Here is an 18,707-nt window from a genome sequence, read left to right as displayed (position 1 = left end):
CCCGCGGGCGGGATTTGCGTACGCAAATGCGGGAAGGATGGGGGGCTGAGGACGCGAGCGAGCGGGCCGGCTCCCGGCGCGGATCAGGGGACGAGCGCGCGCGGGGCGGTGGAGGCGCGCTCCACGAGGCGCGCCGGTCCGAGGTCGACGTGCACCTCCCGCCCCGTCTCGAGGTGTGTGAGGATCGCCGTCGCGGTCGCGCGGCCGTAGCCGGGCAGGTCGTAGGTGAGCGCGGAGAGCGGGGGCGACGCCATCTGGCAGTGCACGGAATCGTCCCAGGCCACGATCGACACGTCGCCCGGAACGTTGAGGCCCGCCTCCCGCACCGTCTCGAGGCCGCCGAGCGCCATCACGTCGTTGTCGAAGATGATCGCGGTGGGGCCGTCCGGCCCATCCGCGAGCAGGTCGCGCGTGGCCGCGGCGCCGCCGGGTCCCGTGAAGTCGGCCTCGACGATCATGACCGAGACGCGGGCACGCGCCCCGGCCTCCTCGAGCGCACGGTTGCGCGACCGAACGTGCTCGAGGTCCGGCGGCCCGGCCACGTGGGCGATACGCTCATGGCCCGCATCGACGAGGAACCGGACGAGGTCGGTCATGACGCTCGCGTTGACGGCGTGGACGGAGGAGAAACCGTCGACGCCGACGGGTCGCCCCATCACGACCGCGGGCAGTCCGACGGAGGACAGTGCATCGATCCGCGGATCGTCGGCGACGAGGTTCGCGACGATGACGGCGGAGACGCTGCCGTCCACGGCCCATCGTTCGTAGGTTGCGAGCTCCTCCGCGACATCCCCGACAACACGCACGAGGAGCGACGCCCCCGCGTCCTCGAGCGTGTCCTCCATGCCGGCGATCACGCGCATCCAGAAGGGTTCCATCGGCACCCGCCGGCGCGGCTGGTGGAGGCAGAGCCCGATCGTCGTCGTCACGGCCGCACGCTGACGGTCAGCCGGTGACGAGATCATTGACCGACGATAGCAGCGGGAATCCGCTCCACGCGGCGTCGCCGACGGCCCCGGTCACGGTGAAGATCCGGCTCTCGCCGGCCTCGAGGGTCACGAGCCCGTCGTCGACGCGCGCCGACGGATCCACCCGGTCCACCTGGAGGACGAGGTCCTTCACGAGGGACGACGCCGTGATGGTCACCGTCGCACCCGAGGACGTCGCGGCGACCTCCACGGCGAGCGCGTCGACCGGTGCGACGAGCGCGAGCTCGGTGTCCTCGACGAGATATCCGAAGGCCCGCGGACCGCCGGCCGTGCCGACCACGAGGTACTCGCTGCGAGGGTCGCCCGCCGTCGTGAGCTCCGCCGGGAGCTCCACCGCCACGATCCCCCGCGCCTCGATGTCGAGGGACACCTCATGCTCTGCGAGGACCGAACCGTCGAGTCGGCGCCGCGACACGCTGAGCGACTCCGTCCAGTCCGAGCCGTGGTCGTTGTGCGCCACGAGCTCGAGCGCGCCGTCGCGCGGCTGGAACGTCAGGAGCCGGTCGGCGTAGGCGCGGCGGAGCGCGAACCAGAGCGGCTTGCGGTGGCCGTGTACGTCGACCGCCGCCCAGGAGATCACGGGCCACTCGTCGTTCAGCTGCCAGATGATGGACCCGGTGTTGAGCGGGTACAGCGACCGGAAGTGCTCGATCCCGAACGCGACGGCGCGCGCCTGGTTGAGCTGGGTCGCCCAATGCCACTCGTCGATCGATCGCCAGTGGGGCAGGTGGGCGCCGAGACCGCGCTCGAGCTTCGCGTTGCCCTCGTAGGCCTTCTGGTGCACGAGCATCTGCGGTCCGTAGGGATCGATCGGGTCGTCGTGCACGACGTCGGCGAGCGTCGACCACGCGGGCGGTCCCTGGAAGCCGTACTCCGACGCGAACCGCGGCCGGTACGAGCGGTACTCGTCGTAGTCGAGGTCGTTCCACACCGTCCAGATGTGCATCGTCCCGTGACGCTCGTCGTTCGGGTGTGCCCAGTGCGTGAAGGAGAAGGGACTGCCGGGTGAGTACGGCCGCGTGGGATCGAGCTCGGCGACGATCCCCGGGAGGATCTCGGTGTAGTAGCCCTCGCCCCACGTTCGGTCGCCGATCTTCCGGCGCCAGTCCCACTCGAGGTAGCCCCAGATGTTCTCATTGCAGCCGTTCCACATCACGAGGCTCGCATGACTCGAGAGCCGCGTGACGTTCTCCCGAGCCTCCGCCTCGACCTCGCTGCGGAGGGGGTCCTCCTCGGAGTACGCGGCGCACGCGAAGAGGAAGTCCTGCCACACCATCACACCGAGCTCGTCGCACACGTCGTAGAACTCGTCGCTCTCGTACACGCCGCCGCCCCAGATGCGGAGGATGTTCATGCCCGACTCGACGGCGTCGACGACGGACGCCCGGTACCGCTCGGGCGTCATGCGCGTGAGGAACGGGTCCCCCGGGATCCAGTTCGCCCCCTTCGCGTAGACGGGCTGCCCGTTGACCGCGATCGTGAACGGAGTGCCGAACACGTCGGGCGCGGTGTCGAGGGCGACCGTGCGGAAGCCCACGCGCGATTCCCAGCGCGCTCCACCTACCGAGACCTCGACCTCGTGGAGCGGCTGCTCCCCGTAGCCGCGCGGGTACCAGAGGGGCACGTCGCCCGCCTCGACGACGACGGTGGCGGTCGTCTGCCCCGAGGCGACGGAAGCGCTCCCGCTCGCACCGGCGACGGTGACCTCGACCTCGGCGCTGTCGAGCGCGCCCGCCCAGTCGAGGTCGACGTGGGCGGTGAGCACACCCGTGCCCGTGCGCGCCCCCGGGATCACGTCGGGCACGTCGACGAGCGGTCGCACCGCGGCGATGCGCACGCCGGACCACGAGTCGATCCCGATGCGCTTCACGATGCCGCTCGACGAGACGTCGATGCCCCAGTCCCACCCGAAATTACTCGCCATCTTGCGAACGGCGTTGAACGGGTGGTGCATCACGGTCGGCAGGGCTCCGAGGATCTGCTCCTGCTCCCGGGCGAACTCGATCGGCGACCGGAAGTCGACGACGAGCTCGTTCGCGCCCTCGCGGAGGAGGGCTCCCACGTCGAAGCGGTAGGAGCGGTGCTGATTGGCCGTGCTCGCCACGACCGTGCCGTTGAGCGTGATCGTCGCGGCGGTGTCGAGCCCGTCCGCGACGAGGTCGTGCCGGTCGTCCCCCGTGGGGACCCAGTCGAAGCTCGTGCGGTAGCGCCAGTCGGAGTAGCCGATCCACTCCTGGACCTTCTCGTTGTCGCCGTCGAAGGGGTCGCCGATGAGCCCGGCGGCCAGGAGGTCGAGCTGCACCTCACCGGGCACGGTCGCCGGTACCTCGCGGCCGGCGACCGCATCGTCGATGGGACCGGCCGAAGCGGTCAGAGTCCAGGTGGCGCCGCCGGCTGTGGCGAGGGAGGTGAAAGTCACGCTCGGATTCTCTTCTCTGGGTTGGGTGCCGCCTCAGCGAGCAGTCGGGTGTAGTCGTGCTGGGGGTTGAGGATGACGTCGTCGGCCGGTCCCCGCTCCACGAGCTCGCCGCGGTACATCACGAGGATCTCGTCCGAGAAGTGCCGTGCGGTGGCGAGGTCGTGGGTGATGTAGAGCACACCCAGATCCTCCTCGTTCTGGAGGTCAGCGAGCAGATTGAGCACACCGAGTCGGATCGACACGTCGAGCATCGACACGGGTTCGTCGGCCACGAGGATCTTCGGCTCCGGCGCGAGAGCGCGCGCGATCGCGATGCGCTGACGTTGGCCGCCCGAGAGCTCGTGCGGCCGACGCTCGGCCATGTCGGGGTCGAGCCGCACGCGCTCGAGGAGCGAGGTCACCTTCGCATCGAGCTCCTCCCGGCCCGTGGCCTTCCCGTGCAGGAGGAGCGGCCTCTCGAGGTGGTGGCGCACGGAGTGGTACGGGTTGAGGGAGGCGAACGGGTCCTGGAACACCATCTGCACGTCGCTGCGATACGCCCGGAGGGCGGCGCCGTGTCGCCCGACCGGGCGACCGTCGAGGAGGATCGATCCGCTCGACGGCCGCTCGAGCTGCATGAGCAGCTTCGCGATCGTCGACTTCCCGCTGCCGGACTGGCCGACGAGAGCCGTGGTCTTCCCGCTCTCGATCGTGAACGATGCGCCAGCCACGGCCGTGAGGGTCCGCGCCCGGAACCCCCCGCGCAGCCGGTACGTCTTCGTCACGTCGCGCAGTTCGAGTGTGCTCATGCGTCCGTTCCCTTCCCGTGCGTTCCGCGTGCGAAGTCGCCGCGGTCCCCTGTGAGGCTGGGGAACGAGGCGAGCAATCGCTTCGTGTATTCGTGCTGCGGTTTCGTGTAGACGTCGAGCGCTTGGCCGAGCTCCACGATCTCCCCCTCCTTCATCACCGCGATGCGGTCGCTGATCTCGAGCAGGAGCGGCAGGTCGTGCGTGATGAAGATCACGGCGAAGCCGAGCTCGGCGCGCAACCGCGTGATCTCCCGCAGGATCTCCCGCTGCACGACCACGTCGAGCGCCGTCGTGGGCTCGTCCATGATCATCACCTGCGGGTCGAGCGCCATGGCCATCGCGATCATGACGCGCTGGCGCATCCCTCCGGACAGCTCGTGCGGGAACGACTTCAGCCGCGACCGGTCGACGCCGACCCGTTCGAGGAGTTCGCCGCACTTCTCACGGCGTTCCTTCTTCGACAGCTCGGGGCGGTGCGTCGAGAAGACATCCTCGAGCTGCGCCTGAATGGAGATGACCGGGTTCAGGGAGTTCATCGCGCCCTGGAAGACCATCGAGATCCTGTCCCAGCGGAACTGACGCAGCTCCTCCCCCTGGAGGGCGCCGAGATCGATCGAGTAGCCCTCGCGCGAGTGGAACGAGATCGTTCCGGAGGAGACCACGGCCGGCGGTTTGAGCAGCCGGTTGATCGCATACGCGAGCGTGGACTTGCCGCAGCCGCTCTCACCGGCGAGACCGAGGATCTCGCCACGTCCGAGCGTCAGCGACACATCCTTCACGGCGTGCACGGTGCGTTGCGCGAGGTAGTCGATGCTCACGTGATCGATCGTCAGGACGGGGTTCGTCTCGTGGATGGGCTTGCCCGCGGAACGATCACCGACGGTGGTGGGGGTGCTCACAGCTCGTCCTCCTTCGCGATGGTCTTCAGCTCGCGGCGGGAGAATCCCCAGCCCTTTCGCGCCGCCCGGGTCTGGGTGCGCAGCTTCGGGTTGATGATCTCGTCGATCGAGAAGTTGATGAGCGACAGGGCCGCTCCGAACAGGGCGATGAGCAGGCCCGGCGGGACGAACCACCACCACGCCTCGAGCCGGAGCGCGAGCCCGTTCTGCGCGTAGTAGAGCATGGTGCCCCACGTGAACGACCCGGACGCCCCGAGCCCGAGGAACGACAGGCCCGCCTCGCCGAGGATCGCGAAGATCACGGCGAAGACCGCCTGGGACGCGAGCAGCGGGATGAGGTTGGGGAGGATCTCCACGCAGAGGATGCGCCACGACTTCTCCCCCGAGACGCGGGCGGCGGCCACGTAGTCGCGGCTGCGCACGCTGAGGGTGAAGCCACGGAGGACCCGAGCGGACCCAGCCCAGCTCGTGATCGCGAGCACGACGGCGATGAGCAGCAGGCTCTTGTCCTGCACGTAGCTCGAGATGATGATGACGAGCGGCAGGCCGGGGATCACGAGCATCACATTGCTGAAGAGCGAGAACCCCTCGTCGACCCAACCGCCCGCGTACGCTCCGACGATGCCGAAGAACGCGGAGAGCGCGATCGAGAGCACGCCCACGACGGCACCGATGATCAGGGAGCCACGCGTCGCGTAGGCGAGCTGGGCGAGCACGTCCTGGCCGGTCTGGGTCGTGCCGAGCAGGAACTCCCCGCTCGGTCCGCTCAATCCGATGTCGTTCACGCGGGACGGGTCCCCCACCACGAGGGGACCGATGAGGCCGAACAGGATGATGGCACCGGCGAGGCCGACCCCCGCGACGAGCTTCGGGGTGAGTGGCGGGAGCGTGCGGGCGCGGCCCACTCGCGTGGCCGCCTCGGCGGCGACGGTGGGGTCCGATGAGACGGTCGTCACGGTGTCCTCCTAGGCGCGCGCACGCGTGCGCGGGTCGATGAGCGAGTAGAGGAGGTCGACGAGCAGGTTCGCTCCGAGGACCGAGAGGGTGATCACGAGGAAGATGCCCTGCATGAGCGCGTAGTCGTTGCTGCCGACCGCCTGGAGGAGCGCCGATCCGATCCCGGGATAGGAGAACACGGCCTCGGTGACGATGGAGCCCGCCACGACGAAACCGAGTGAGATCGCGAAGCCTGCGACCGACGGGAGCACGGCGTTCCGTGCCGCGTACGTCGTCATGATGCGGCGGGGACGCAGCCCCTTCGCCTCGGCCGTGACGATGTAGTCCTCGGAGAGGGTCGAGACCATCATGTTGCGCATCCCGAGCATCCAGCCGCCGATCGAGGAGAGCACGATCGTGAGCGCCGGGAGCGTGCCGTGATAGATCACGCTGCCGATGAACCCGGCGTTCCAGCCGGGACTCGTCTCCCACACGTCGTAACCGCCGTTGATGGGGAAGATCTGCCAGACGCTCCCGAGCAGGAACACGAGGATGAGCGCGAGCCAGAAGTACGGCACAGACTGGAACATCGTCGTCACCGGGATGACGTTGTCGAGCCAGGAGCCGCGCTTCCAGCCGGCGAGCTGGCCGAGGCCGACGCCGAGGAGGAAGGAGATGACGGTCGAGATGCCGATGAGGCCGATCGTCCACGGCAGGGTCTGACTGATCACCTGCGACACCGGAGCGGGGAAGAACGTCACCGAGATGCCGAGGTTGCCCGTGAGCACCTGGCCCATGTATTGGACGTACTGGTCGAGGATCGGCTGCTGCGAGTCGGTGCCGAGCAGGAGTTCGATCGCCTGGCGGGTCTCCGGCGTGACCGGACCGCGCTGGGCGAGCTTCGACAGCATGATGTCGACGGGGTTGCCCGGCATGAGGCGGGGCAGGACGAAGTTGAGGGTCAACGCGGCCCAGAAGGCGACGATGTAGAACACGATCTTTTGCAGCACGTAGCGCATGCGGGATGGGCCTCTCTCAGGGGACACACGGGGCGGCTCCCCCGCCCGCCGGTTCGTGCCGGCGGGCGGGGGAACGTGCGACGCGCTACTCGGCGGGCGTGATGGTCTTGAGGATCACGCCGTTGTCCCACGACTTCCACGCGGCGGCGAGCGCGTACGGGTCGTCGTTCGACGGCCATCCCACGGCGTTCTCCGTGCTGAACTCCGTCAGCATCGAGTTCACGTAGATGGGGATGTAGGGCATGTCACGCACGATCTCGCCCTGGATGATCGCGTACTGCTCGGCCTGCACGGCCTCGTCGGAGGTCGCTCCCGCCGTGAGGACGGCCTCGTCGACGATCGGGTTGCTGTAGCGGGCGGCGTTGCCGGCGCTCGCCGATTCCCCGACCGGAACGGTCTGCGTGCTCGCGTACCACCGGTTGTAGGTGAAGTACGGGTTGTTCGAGGGCTGGAGACCGATCGAGTCGAGCGACAGCTGGAACTGGCCGAGCGTCTGGTTGTTGTTCCACTCGTTCCACGACAGCTGCACCGGGTTCAGCTCCACGCCGATCTCGGCGAGCTGCTGGGTCATCGCGTCGTTGAGCGAGATGTAGTCGCTCCAGCCCGAGACCGTCTGGATGGTGAGGCTCAGGCGTTCGCCGTCCTTCTCGCGGATGCCGTCGGAGCCTTCCGTCCATCCGGCGTCCTCGAGGATCTGCTCGGCCTGGTCCACCTCGGCACCGCTCGGCACCTCGGAGTTCGCGGAGTCGCCGATCCAGCGCGCGTCGCGCTCCGGCAGGATCATCGTCGGCGACGCGGGGCTCGCGAAGCCGCCGCCCGCGAGGTTGTTGAGCTGCTCACGATCGATGCCGTAGTAGAGCGCCTGGCGCACGGCCGCATCGGTCTGGGGGCCCTCGCAACCGAGCTCCGGGTTGGAGCACGTGAAGATCGACGTCGTGAGGGCCGGGGTGTTCACGTACGAGAGCTGCTCGTTGTCAGCCAGGAGCTGCTCGAGACCGGGAAGGAACGAGCTCATCCAGTCGATGTCACCCGCGAGGAGTGCGGCGCTCGCCGAGTCGGCGTTCTCGAGGGAGATGTAGCGGACCTGGTCGATGGCGGGCTTGCCCTCCTCCCAGTAGTTCTCGTTCTTCGTGAGCAGGTAGCTCTGGGGGCTGAAGGACTCGACGGTGTAGGGGCCGGTGCCGACGGGGCTCGAGTTGACCTCGGTGATCGGATCGGCGACGTCCTTCCAGATGTGCTCGGGCACGATGCCGCGGTTGCCGAGGACGCTCGGCTCCTGCATGAAGGACTGCTCCTCGAAGGTGAGCACGACGGTGTTCTCGTCGGTGGCCTCGGCCACGGCCGACAGGCCGGTCGTGTTCAGCTCGGGGGTCTCCGCGACGAGGTTGAACGTGAAGGCGACGTCCTCGGCGGTGAAGTCCTCACCGTCCGACCAGGTCACGCCCTCACGCGTCGTGATGGTGAGCTCGGTACCCTCCTCGTTCCATTCGAAGGCCGTCGCGAGCACGGGGACCGGGTCCTCGTCCTGCGCGGCGTTGTACCAGTAGAGCGACTCGAAGACCACGCCGTTGGTGGGCTGGAGGGCGGTGGAGGAGAACGGGTTGAAGTTCTCGGTGATCGTTCCGGTCGAGCCGTTGAAGACGGTGATCGTGGACTCTCCCGCCTCCCCGGACTCCGGAGAGGACGAGCACGCGCTGAGCAGGAGGGCGGCGGCGGCGAGGGAGCCGACGACGCCGACCGTCCGTCTCCGTCGGGGTGATTTCAGGGACATCGTCGAACCTTTCATCGGTGTGTGGTGCAGGGCTCTGCAACGCCGACGACAGGTGGCCTCATCGCCGGTACCTACTTTCTTAGGTCACTTTATTATGTGTGTCAAGTTAAAAGCGATCCCTCACCTTTCAGCCACTAGGCTGTGGCCGTGGTGGACAAACTGGGACGGCGGAGTTCGTCGAAGGGCACAGCCCTCGACCTCATCCGTTCCTCCGGACCGATCAGTCGCGTGGAGCTCGCGGAGATGACCGGTCTCACCCAGGCCACGATCTCCACGGTGGTCAGGGGACTCATCACCGACGGGCTCATCTCCGAGACCGGCCGGGCGGAGTCCACGGGTGGCAAACCCCGCATGCACCTGCAGATCAATCCGGGCTCGCGCCTCAGCATCGGGGTGCACGTGGGCGCCGACCACATCACGTACGTCGTGACCGATCTCGCCGGCACTGTCATCGGCCGACTCCGCGCTCCCGGCCCGGCAGACACCTCGCCGATCGAGGCGGTCGCGACGATCGCCACGGACGTCGACCGCCTCATCTCCGGCCTCGACATCGACCGGTCGCGCATCGTCGGACTCGGGCTCGTGACCCCCGGGCCGATCGACAAGAGGAGCGGCTCCATCCAGAATGCCCCGACCCTCGCGCACTGGACGGACTTCCCCCTCGCCCGCGCCGTGGGCACCGCCACGGGACTGCCCTGCGTCTTCGACAACGACGCGACGGCCGCAGCCATCGGGGAGTACTGGATGGGTGCGACGAGCGACCACCTCACCTACGGCTCGGTCTACATGGGGATGGGCATCGGCGTCGGCATCGTCATCGACGGATCCATCTACCACGGGGAGCTCTCGAACGTCGGCGAGCTCGGCCATGTGAGCGTGGACGCGCGGGGGCGCGTGTGCCCGTGCGGCAACATCGGGTGCGTCGAGCTGTACGCCGCACCGCCCGCCGTGGTCGCGGCCGCACGCCGGGCATCGGCGGAGGGTCGGCTCGACCTCGCGTTCACCGGAGTCGTCGCGCGGGATTTCGAAGCCGTCGCGACACTCGCCATGGCGGGGGATGCGACCGCGCTCGAGCTCGTCACCGAGTCGGCCGAGTATCTTGCGAGCGCGATCGTCTCGATGGTCAACCTCATCGACCTGCACCTCATCGTGCTCGCCGGGAGCGCGTTCTCGGTGGCCGGTTCGCTCTATGCGACGACGATCTCCCGCATGCTCGCCGAGCGCGTCCTCGCCCGATCCATCAGCGGCGTCGACGTCCGCATCTCGGTCAACGGCGACGACGCCGCCGCTCTCGGCGCGGCCACCATGGTGCTGCAGGAGAACCTCTCCCCGCGCTCTCTCCGCGCCGTCACCCTCGCCACCGCTCCCTGACCCCGGGGCGGCCCGTAAACTCGAGGTATGACGACGGCCGATCTTCCGACGACCACCGCCGACGGCTCGCCCGTCGCCTACGCACCCGGGACCGGCTCAGCCCCCGGCGCCGAATGGTGGCGCAGCGCCGTGATCTACCAGATCTACCCGCGCTCCTTCGCCGACTCCGACGGCGACGGCATCGGTGACCTCACGGGCATCCGTTCCCGCCTCCCCGCCCTCGCGAGCCTCGGGATCGACGCAGTGTGGCTGTCGCCGTTCATGACGAGCCCGCAGAAGGACGCCGGCTACGACGTGGCCGACTACTGCGATGTCGACCCCCTCTTCGGAAACCTCGGCGACTTCGACCTCATGACGGCCGAGGCGCACCGCCTCGGCATCCGCATCATCGTCGATCTCGTCCCCAACCACTCCTCCGACGCCCACGAATGGTTCCAGGCCGCTCTCGCATCCCCCGACGACTCCCCCGAGCGTGCGCGCTACCTCTTCCGCGACGGCAAGGGGCCCGACGGCACCGAGCCGCCGAACAACTGGCAGTCCGTCTTCGGCGGACCGGCGTGGACGCGCACGACCGACGCCGACGGCACACCCGGGCAGTGGTACCTGCACATCTTCGACTCGAGCCAGCCCGACTTCGACTGGACGAACGGCGAGGTGCGCGCGATGTTCCGCGACGTGCTGCGCTTCTGGCTCGACCGCGGTGTGGACGGGTTCCGCGTGGACGTCGCCCACGGCATGATCAAGGCCGACGGCCTCCCCGACTACACCCCGCCGGCCGAGGGCGGCAGCATGGGAGGCGCCGGGGGCGTCCTCGAGCCCGGCATGTCCGACGACGAGACCGAGACGCCTGGCGCGCCGTACTGGGGGCAGGACGGCGTCCACGACATCTTCCGCGACTGGCACGAGGTGCTCGCCGCCTACGACGGGGACCGTGTGCTCTGCGCGGAAGCCTGGGTCGACCCGCTCTCGAAGATGGCACTCTGGGTGCGACCGGACGAAATGCAGCAGGCGTTCAACTTCCCGTACCTCGAGACGCCGTGGGCTGCCGCTCCGCTGCGCGCCGTGATCGACGAGTCGATCGCCGCGTTCGACAGCGTCGGAGCGCCGAGTACGTGGGTGCTCTCGAACCACGACGTCGTGCGCCACGCCTCCCGCCTCGCCCTCTCGTCGGACAACCCTCAGGGTTTCGGCATCGGGCCGAAGACACCGGGGAAGCCCGACCCCGTCACAGGTCTCGCCCGGGCCCGCGCCGCGTCGATGCTCATGCTCGCCCTCCCCGGAGGCGCCTATCTCTACCAGGGTGAGGAGCTCGGGCTTCCCGAGGCGATCGACCTCCCCGACGACGCTCGCCAGGACCCGACGTGGTTCCGCACGAACGGTGAGCGCTACGGTCGCGACGGCTGCCGCGTGCCGATCCCGTGGGAGTCGGCGTCGCCCGCATTCGGCTTCAGCCCAACGGGAGCGTCCTGGCTCCCCCAGCCCGAGGGCTGGGCCGACCTCGCCCGAGATGCGCAGGACGGCGTCCCGGGGACCACGCTCGAGCTGTACCGGACCGCACTGCGCATCCGCCGCGAGCACATGCTCGGCCTCGGACGCATCGAATGGGTCGACGGTCTGCCCGCCGACGTGCTCGGCATCGTGACGGGGGACGTCGTGGTGTTCGCGAACACGGGCACCTCCGACGTCGCCGTTCCCGACGCGTACCTCGACACCGAGGTGCTGCTCGCGAGCGGTCCCTTCGACGGGACGGTCCTCCCCGGAGACACGACCGTCTGGTTCCGCCTGGCCTGACGGCACGCACTCGCTGAGCCTGTCGACGTGCGCCACGGGAGCCTGTGGTCGCCACCCGTCGACAGGCTCAGGGGAACGATCCAACGGGCCCACGACGCACGCCCCCGGTCGCTGAGCGCGTCGAGCGCGTCACGGCGACCCGCGTACGCTCCCCGTCGACGGACTCGGAAACCGCGTCGTACCGCTCGGCGTCAGTTGGTGTTGGCGTAGAGCCAGGCGAGCGGGTCGACGTTGTCGGTACCGTTCAGGAGGATCTCGAAGTGCAGGTGGGCACCGGTCGAGCGGCCCGTGTTTCCGGTCTGGCCGATGACCTGGCCGACCGTCACGGGGTCTCCGACCTGGACGGTGCGCGAGCCCTGGATCATGTGGCCGTAGAGGCTGTGGATGATCTGGCCGTCGATGACGTGCTCGATCACGATCTTCACGCCGAAGGCACCACCGGAATCGGTGGACTGCACGACGACGCCGTCGGCGATCGACTGGATCGGGGCGCCGTAGCCGGGGTTGAAGTCCTGACCCTTGTGGTTCGTGCTGCAACCGATCGGGCAACCGGGGCGAGCGCCGTAGCCGCTGCCGATGTGCACACCCACGGCGAACGGCCACTGGATGGTCCCGTTCGGGTCGTTCGTGAAAGTGGCCTCCGGCTGGATCCCGAGTGCCTTGGCGGCGTCGATCGCGGAGACGGCGCCGTAGGTGTCGCGTTGGACGGTCTCGAGGGCCGTCTCGCCGGAGGCTGCGACGGTCTGGGTCTGGCCGGTGGACCCCGTCTCGCCCTGGGTCACGAGCACCTTCTGCGCGGCGACGTCGTCGGCCGAGAGCAGCGCGTTCGCCGGCAGCGACGTCGCGAGGGTGAGGAGGCCGGCGACGCTGAAGGCCGCGAAGCTGAAGGACTTGGCGGCGACGCGACCCGCGCGACGACGACGAGCGGAGGCCGAGACGGCGGCGGAGGCCATGATCGGCCCGGGTGCGGCGACCGGCGCGTCGAGGACCGTGCGGGGCACGAAGACGGGGCGCTCCGCCTGCTCGGTCAGGTGCGCATCGGCCGTCACCGTCGTGGTCGTGGCCACGGAGACGGGGACCGAGACGAGCGGGTCGGGGATCGATGCGGCGACGGCCTCGGCGGGGTCGAGCACGACGGATGGAGACACGCTCGCGAGCACGGTTTCGACGGCGACGTCGTCGATGAGCACTGAGACGGCCTCACGCTCGTCGGGGATCGCATTGTGCTCGGCCACGTCCGTCGGGTCGTCCTGCACGATGGAGAACGCGGGGCCGACGTGCTCGGATTCCGTGGCGACGACGAGGTCGGACGGGTTCGCGGCGATCGGGGCCGACTGGAGGGTCACGCGCGGTTCAAGGGTGAGCAGCGGCGCGCTCTCGTCCGCGGCAACGCTCGGGCGTTCGCTGCGACGCGAGCGTCGCGTGCCCAAGGTGATGTCGGACGACGGCGAGGCAGGGGCCTCAGCGGCGACCTGGACCCGGCGGGCGCGACGTCCCGCGGCAGACGGCGGCGTGACGGCGTCGGGAGACTGCGCACCCATCCAGTCGCTCACGAGGTCACCGGGAGTCTCGGTCGGGGCTTCGCCAGGCTCCGTCGCGCGGCGTGCGCGTCGACCGGAGGCGGTCTGCGCGGTGGTGGACGAGGCAACGGCGGTCGCCTCCGCAATCCGACGCGACCGGCGCTCCGAACGGGAAGCAGCAGCGGGAGCCGTATCGGCGATCGTGTGGGTCTCGGCCACCCGCGCGGTCGTCGTTTCCGCGGTCGTGGATTCGAGGGTGGATTCGTTCGTCGGCACGGTCACGTCGACCCGGTCGGCCGCCGAGGAGCGGCGCTGGCGAGAACGGCGGAGGGGCGCGTCGTCACCGGGGAGGCTGGCTGGCACGGAGAAATGGATCCTTCGAAGCGTCGGGTCGGGCGTGGTGGTCGGGATCGGAGACGGGCCCCGCATGAACGTCGGGCACGTCGAGAACGAGTGCCGCTGGTGCGTCCGTCGCAGGATTTGAAGACCGTCATACATCACCGATGTGTAACGAATTCCTCAAGAATAACCCCCTTGCGCCGCGAAAGCCAATGGTAGGTTTCCTCGCTTTTGCGTCGCTCCAGCCGCTATGCAGCTATGGAAATCCTGATGAACCACTGTTTCGCGTTGTTCACTGTGCGTTCGCGACACGATCGTGGAGAAAACCGAAAATCTCGGGGGCCGCGGCGATCGTGAACTCGCGATCGGCGGGCGCGCCGCCGCGTCCCTCCACGCGAGCCCCCGCTTCCTGGGCGATGAGGACCCCGGCCGCCTGGTCCCACGGGTTCAGTCCGGACTCGTAGTAGGCGTCGATCCGACCGCACGCGACGGCGCAGAGGTCGAGAGCGGCGGCGCCGATGCGCCGGATGTCCCGTACCTCGGCGATGAGGGACCCGACGACCGCGGCCTGGCGAACGCGCTTCTCGGCGGAGTAGCCGAAACCGGTGCCGACGAGAGCGAGCGCGGGCGACATTCCCGTGTTGACGGCAAGTCGCTCGTCGCCCCGGAATGCGCCGTGACCGGCCGCGGCGGTGAAGAGTTCGCCCTTCGCTGGGGCGAAGACGGCTCCGGCGAGCGCGGTCCACGAGCTCGGCTCGGGCTCCCCCTCCACCACGGCGATGCTCACGCAGTAGTCCGGGATCCCGTAGAGGTAGTTGACGGTGCCGTCGATCGGGTCGACGACCCAGGTGAGGCCGCTCGAGCCTCCTTCGGCGCCCGACTCCTCGCCGAGGAACGCGTCGTCCGGACGCAGCTCGCCGAGGCGCGAACGGATGAGGTCCTCGACCTCGCGGTCCGCCTCCGTCACGACATCCTCGAGCGACGACTTCGAGGCGGCGATCGAGACGCCCTCCGCCCGGCGCCGGGCCGCGAGCTCCCCGGCCTCCCGAGCGATCGTCACCGCGAGGTCCCTGAGCTCCAGCAGTCCGGTCATCGTCGTCTCCCTCGCGTCGTGGCGCTCGTTCCCTGCAGGGCATCGCCCTCGACGGACCAGCGCCGGATGTACAGAGGGCCCGGTCGATGACCGGGCCCTCTGTAGAGATGTACGTCGATCCGCGTGAGCAGATCCGTGGCGAGTGAGGGATTCGAACCCCCGAATGCTGAGCAGTCTGATTTACAGTCAGATCCCTTTGGCCGCTTGGGTAACTCGCCAGATGCGCTTCCGACCGAACTTGATCAGCCAACCGAACGCGCCGCAGGAAATACTACATCCCGGCTGCGGGGCTGCGAAATCCGCCGGCCTCCCCTTTCCCCTGTCGCGCACGTGCGGACTTTCGTCCCCTGTTCGGCGTGACGGACGACGGAAGTCCGCACATCGCGGAGGAACGCGTCAGAGGGCCGTGAATCCGTCCGGTGTCTGCAGCAGAGCGCCCTCCGATCGGCACGTCGCGGCGGCCACGAGCATCGCGCGATCGAGCAGGGTCGACCACCCGGCTGCATCGACGGGCCGGCCGAGCCGGACGATGTCCGAGACGAGGGAGGCGAGCGACGCGTCCCCGGCGCCCATGGTGTCGACGACCGCTCCGGGGAGCGACGCGATCCCGCTCGACACCGTGACGCCGCCGTCGATGATGCGGGCCCCCGCACGACCCTCGGTCGCGAGCACGATCCGCGCCCCGCGTGCCGTGAGGTCGGGGACGAGATCGTCGAGTCCCACGGCGCCGAGGAACGGGGCGTCGTCGTCCCCTACTTTCACAAGGAGGGCACGACCGGAGAGCCGGAGGGCATTGCGCTCGAAACGCTCGCGATCGGCCATCATCGCCTCACGCGGGTTGGGATCCACCACGAATCGAGACCCGTCGCCGATCGCGGCCTCGAGCTCGGCCGTCTGCGCGTCGTCGTCGAACGGGAAGCAGCTCACGACGATGAACGCGGCACCGTCGATCGCCGCCTGCTCGTCCGCACCGAAATCGATGTGGCGATTCTGCGCCGCGGTGTTGAAGACGTAGTGCGGCTCGCCGTCCACCCGCTCGCTCACGGCCCGCGACGATCCGTGCGGCGACGCCGTGGCGATCAGGTCGACGCCGTGGGTGTCGAGGAACGCGCGGATCGACGCCCCGTCCTCGTCGTCGCCGACCATCGCAAGCAGGGTCGTACGCACGCCGAGCCGGGCGAGACCGACGGCCACATTGAGGGCGGCCCCTCCCACGAACTCCCGCGTACCCGTCTCGTCCCGCAACTCGTCGATGAGGGCGTCCCCGATGACGACGACGCGATCGGTGTCCATGCGTGCGTCGGCGGCGACGCGGCCAGCTGTGCTCATGGTTCGGAATGTACACGACGAGCGTGGCCGGGCGGAGGGGCATGCGGCTACCGTTGGAGGATGACCGAGCCGTACCTCTCCCAACCGATCGACGAGACCGCGGCCGCGAAGCTGCGCGAGGCGGGCCTGCGCCTCTCCCTCGTCGACACCTCCGACACCGCGGCCTACGACGCCTGGCTGTCCGCCGACGCCCGGGGTTTCCACGCCAAGCAGCCGTCCGCCGCCGCCCTCGCGCAGGAGCGCGAGCTGCTCGCGCACCGCCGCCTGACCGCCGTGCACGACGACGCGATCCCCGCGTCCGCCGGGATCGTCGGCACGGTGAGCTCATGGGCCGCCCCGCTGACCGTCCCCGGACCCCGCCCGCTCGACGCCTGGCTGATCAGCTCGGTGACCGTCTCCCCCACGCACCGCCGACGCGGCATCGCGAGCGCGCTGCTGCCGGGTCAGCTGCGCGTGGCCAAAGACCTCGGCCTCGCCGTCGCCGCTCTGACAGTGTCCGAGTCGACGATCTACGGTCGATGGGGCTTCGGCCCGAGCACATTCGCGTCCTCGTGGTCGATCGCTCCCCGCCGCGCCGGGTGGATCGGTCCGAAGACGACGGGCCGGCTCTCCTTCACCACTCCCGATGAGTTCCGCGAGACGAGCCGCGAGCTCCTGGTGCGCCAGAACGAGGCCCGCGCGGGCGAGATCCGTCTCACCGACTACCTCGCCGAGCGCCAGATCGCCCCTCTCGAGGGAACGACGGACGCCGAGCGGTACCGCCTCGTGCGCTACGACGGCCCGGACGGCGACCCGCAGGGCTTCATCACCTACGTCATCACCGGCGGCGAGTCGGACTTCACCGACCACACGCTCGACATCGTCGCGCTCGTCTCCACGACCCCCGAGGCGAACGCGGCGCTGTGGCGCTACGTGATCGAGATGGACCTCGTGGGGAAGGTGCGCGCGAACACCCGCGGCGTCGACGAGCCGCTCCCGTGGCTCGTCAAAGACCTCCGGCAGGCGCAGATCACCGGGGTGCAGGACCACCTGTGGACCCGTATCCTCGACGTCCCCGCGGCGCTCGAGGCGCGACGCTACGAGTCCTCCGGGAGCATCGTGCTCGACGTCGAGGACTCCCTCGGGTTCACAGGCGGCCGGTTCCGGCTCGACGTCGCCGCCGACGGTTCGGCCCAGGTGCGCGCAACGGAGGACGCGGCCGACGTGTCGATGCCCATCTCCTCGCTCGGATCCCTGTATCTCGGAGCGTCGGCCGCTCCGGGACTCGCCGCCTCCGGTCGGATCAGCGGAGACGTCGAGACCGTCGACCGCCTCTTCCGCACCGCCGTTGCCCCGCGACTCAGCAGCTGGTTCTGAGACGCAGACGCTCACGAACGGACGGCCCGGGACTCGCATGAGCCCCGGGCCGTCTGCGTACACTGGACGCATGGCAGATTCTTCGTTCGACGTCGTCAGCAAGGTCGAAAAGATGGAGGCGGACAACGCCGTCCACCAGGCATCCAAGGAGATCGAGCAGCGCTACGACTTCAAGGGCGTCGGCGCCTCGGTCGAGTGGAGCGGCGAGAAGATCATGATGAAGGCGAACACCGAGGAACGCGTGAAGGCCGTCCTCGACGTGCTCCAGTCGAAGCTCATCAAGCGCGGCATCTCGCTCAAGAGCCTCGAGGCCGGCGAGCCGTACGCGAGCGGCAAGGAGTACCGCGTGGAGGCCACGCTCAAGGACGGCATCTCCTCCGAGAACGCGAAGAAGATCGGCAAGATCATCCGCGACGAGGCGCCGAAGAGCGTCAAGAGCCAGATCCAGGGCGATGAGCTCCGCGTCCAGTCGAAGAGCCGCGACGACCTCCAGGAGACGATCGCGCTCCTCAAGGGCAAGGACCTCGACATCGACCTGCAGTTCGTCAACTTCCGCTAGACGCCTCCCGCGATCATCGGCGCTCCGACGATGACCACGGGAGCAGCCAGCAGGACGGAGAGCAGCAGCGCCGCGTGCGTCGCGGAGTCGGCGTTGCCGAAGCCGCGCGCTCGCACGATCGCCGCGACGGCGAGGACGAACGCGAGGATCGCGCACCCGCCGGCGGCGATGGCGCCGAGCGGGAACAGGCCGACGACTCCGAGACCGGCCGACCCGGAGAGACCGGCGACCACGCCGACGTAGGCAGCGATGGTCACCACGATGCCGAGCGCGCTCAGGGCGAGCGACGCTCGCGTGAGTCCGGGGACCGGCGCACGCTCGTCCTCCTCCTCCACCTCGTCGCCGATCATGCGCACACGCTATCGCGCCGCCCACGTCGAACGGCAGCGCCCGGACGGGGCACGCGAGCGCGCCTGACCGCCTACTACACACCCCACCCGCGAACGGGGGGATGTGGATAAGTCCGGCCGCCACCGGGCCGTTTCACCGTACGGTGAGGCGATTGTGAGGATCAATCACATTCGCACC

The 18,707-nt window shown here is 69.2% G+C and carries 15 protein-coding genes and 1 tRNA gene; 4 read left to right on the top strand and 12 right to left on the bottom strand.

All coding sequences use genetic code 11. The features are described from left to right. Positions 1 to 83 precede the first annotated feature (83 nt). The 7 genes from ELQ94_RS02290 to ELQ94_RS02260 all read right to left on the bottom strand — a co-directional run bounded on the left by ELQ94_RS02290 (position 84) and on the right by ELQ94_RS02260 (position 8,821). A complete protein-coding gene (locus ELQ94_RS02290) occupies positions 84 to 965 on the bottom strand; it encodes a LacI family DNA-binding transcriptional regulator (protein WP_127046740.1) in 882 nt (293 codons plus the stop codon). Continuing rightward, positions 946 to 3,408 (bottom strand): glycoside hydrolase family 2 protein, encoded by a 2,463-nt coding sequence (locus tag ELQ94_RS02285; RefSeq protein ID WP_127046738.1) that lies wholly within the window; start codon positions 3,406 to 3,408, stop codon positions 946 to 948. Before ELQ94_RS02285 ends, ELQ94_RS02290 begins: the two co-directional genes overlap by 20 nt. Then, on the bottom strand, positions 3,405 to 4,196 hold the full coding sequence (locus tag ELQ94_RS02280; protein WP_127046736.1) for an ABC transporter ATP-binding protein: 792 nt from the start codon (positions 4,194 to 4,196) through the stop codon (positions 3,405 to 3,407). The genes ELQ94_RS02285 and ELQ94_RS02280 overlap by 4 nt, the downstream gene beginning before the upstream one ends. Further along, positions 4,193 to 5,050 carry an ABC transporter ATP-binding protein gene (locus ELQ94_RS02275; RefSeq protein ID WP_208007523.1) on the bottom strand — a complete coding sequence of 286 codons (858 nt, stop codon included), beginning with the start codon at positions 5,048 to 5,050 and terminating at the stop codon, positions 4,193 to 4,195. Before ELQ94_RS02275 ends, ELQ94_RS02280 begins: the two co-directional genes overlap by 4 nt. A gap of 41 nt (positions 5,051 to 5,091) precedes the next feature. Further along, entirely contained in the window at positions 5,092 to 6,051 is a 960-nt protein-coding gene (locus ELQ94_RS02270) for an ABC transporter permease (protein WP_127046732.1), read from the bottom strand. Between the two features lie 9 nt (positions 6,052 to 6,060). Continuing rightward, positions 6,061 to 7,050, bottom strand: a complete 990-nt coding sequence (locus tag ELQ94_RS02265) for an ABC transporter permease (RefSeq protein ID WP_127046730.1) — start codon at positions 7,048 to 7,050, stop codon at positions 6,061 to 6,063. Between the two features lie 85 nt (positions 7,051 to 7,135). Then, a complete protein-coding gene (locus tag ELQ94_RS02260) occupies positions 7,136 to 8,821 on the bottom strand; it encodes an ABC transporter substrate-binding protein (protein WP_127046728.1) in 1,686 nt (561 codons plus the stop codon). A gap of 147 nt (positions 8,822 to 8,968) precedes the next feature. On the opposite strand from ELQ94_RS02260, the gene ELQ94_RS02255 reads away from it, so the two are divergent. After that, a complete protein-coding gene (locus ELQ94_RS02255; protein ID WP_166404629.1) occupies positions 8,969 to 10,192 on the top strand; it encodes an ROK family transcriptional regulator in 1,224 nt (407 codons plus the stop codon). A gap of 27 nt (positions 10,193 to 10,219) precedes the next feature. Beyond that, complete coding sequence (locus ELQ94_RS02250; protein ID WP_127046724.1) at positions 10,220 to 11,983, top strand: glycoside hydrolase family 13 protein; 1,764 nt, start codon at positions 10,220 to 10,222, stop codon at positions 11,981 to 11,983. A 191-nt stretch (positions 11,984 to 12,174) separates the two neighbouring features. Here ELQ94_RS02250 and ELQ94_RS02245 read toward each other — a convergent pair whose 3' ends face one another. The 4 genes from ELQ94_RS02245 to ELQ94_RS02230 form a co-directional block, all read right to left on the bottom strand. Next, positions 12,175 to 13,866 (bottom strand): M23 family metallopeptidase, encoded by a 1,692-nt coding sequence (locus ELQ94_RS02245; protein ID WP_127046722.1) that lies wholly within the window; start codon positions 13,864 to 13,866, stop codon positions 12,175 to 12,177. Positions 13,867 to 14,134: 268 nt separating this feature from the next. Further along, a complete protein-coding gene (locus ELQ94_RS02240; protein ID WP_127046719.1) occupies positions 14,135 to 14,935 on the bottom strand; it encodes an inositol monophosphatase family protein in 801 nt (266 codons plus the stop codon). A gap of 136 nt (positions 14,936 to 15,071) precedes the next feature. Then, positions 15,072 to 15,153: transfer RNA gene (locus ELQ94_RS02235), tRNA-Tyr, on the bottom strand. A gap of 178 nt (positions 15,154 to 15,331) precedes the next feature. Further along, positions 15,332 to 16,264: a carbohydrate kinase family protein gene (locus ELQ94_RS02230; RefSeq protein ID WP_243696820.1), complete on the bottom strand. Its 933-nt coding sequence runs from the start codon at positions 16,262 to 16,264 to the stop codon at positions 15,332 to 15,334. 60 nt (positions 16,265 to 16,324) lie between these two features. Between ELQ94_RS02230 and ELQ94_RS02225 the strand changes: the two genes are divergently transcribed. Then, positions 16,325 to 17,620, top strand: a complete 1,296-nt coding sequence (locus ELQ94_RS02225; RefSeq protein WP_127046717.1) for a GNAT family N-acetyltransferase — start codon at positions 16,325 to 16,327, stop codon at positions 17,618 to 17,620. Between the two features lie 70 nt (positions 17,621 to 17,690). Next, entirely contained in the window at positions 17,691 to 18,179 is a 489-nt protein-coding gene (locus ELQ94_RS02220) for a YajQ family cyclic di-GMP-binding protein (protein WP_127046715.1), read from the top strand. Here the strand turns inward: ELQ94_RS02220 and ELQ94_RS02215 are convergent. Continuing rightward, on the bottom strand, positions 18,176 to 18,529 hold the full coding sequence (locus tag ELQ94_RS02215) for a hypothetical protein (RefSeq protein WP_127046712.1): 354 nt from the start codon (positions 18,527 to 18,529) through the stop codon (positions 18,176 to 18,178). The genes ELQ94_RS02220 and ELQ94_RS02215 overlap by 4 nt on opposite strands. Positions 18,530 to 18,707: the final 178 nt, after the last annotated feature.

The sequence above is a fragment of the Labedella endophytica genome (assembly GCF_003990045.1).
Classification (GTDB): Bacteria; Actinomycetota; Actinomycetes; order Actinomycetales; family Microbacteriaceae; genus Labedella; species Labedella endophytica.
Note: the sequence above shows the minus strand (reverse complement) of the source record. Positions and strands in the feature narration are given on the sequence as shown.

Bases quoted from the DNA above. Each gene is read 5' to 3' on its own strand.
- ELQ94_RS02290 (WP_127046740.1), bottom strand. From the start codon at position 965: ATGATCTCGTCACCGGCTGACCGTCAGCGTGCGGCCGTGACGACGACG.
- ELQ94_RS02280 (WP_127046736.1), bottom strand. From the start codon at position 4,196: ATGAGCACACTCGAACTGCGCGACGTGACGAAGACGTACCGGCTGCGC.
- ELQ94_RS02265 (WP_127046730.1), bottom strand. From the start codon at position 7,050: ATGCGCTACGTGCTGCAAAAGATCGTGTTCTACATCGTCGCCTTCTGG.
- ELQ94_RS02260 (WP_127046728.1), bottom strand. From the start codon at position 8,821: ATGTCCCTGAAATCACCCCGACGGAGACGGACGGTCGGCGTCGTCGGC.
- ELQ94_RS02250 (WP_127046724.1), top strand. From the start codon at position 10,220: ATGACGACGGCCGATCTTCCGACGACCACCGCCGACGGCTCGCCCGTC.
- ELQ94_RS02240 (WP_127046719.1), bottom strand. From the start codon at position 14,935: ATGACCGGACTGCTGGAGCTCAGGGACCTCGCGGTGACGATCGCTCGG.
- ELQ94_RS02230 (WP_243696820.1), bottom strand. From the start codon at position 16,264: ATGAGCACAGCTGGCCGCGTCGCCGCCGACGCACGCATGGACACCGAT.
- ELQ94_RS02225 (WP_127046717.1), top strand. From the start codon at position 16,325: ATGACCGAGCCGTACCTCTCCCAACCGATCGACGAGACCGCGGCCGCG.
- ELQ94_RS02220 (WP_127046715.1), top strand. From the start codon at position 17,691: ATGGCAGATTCTTCGTTCGACGTCGTCAGCAAGGTCGAAAAGATGGAG.
- ELQ94_RS02215 (WP_127046712.1), bottom strand. From the start codon at position 18,529: ATGATCGGCGACGAGGTGGAGGAGGAGGACGAGCGTGCGCCGGTCCCC.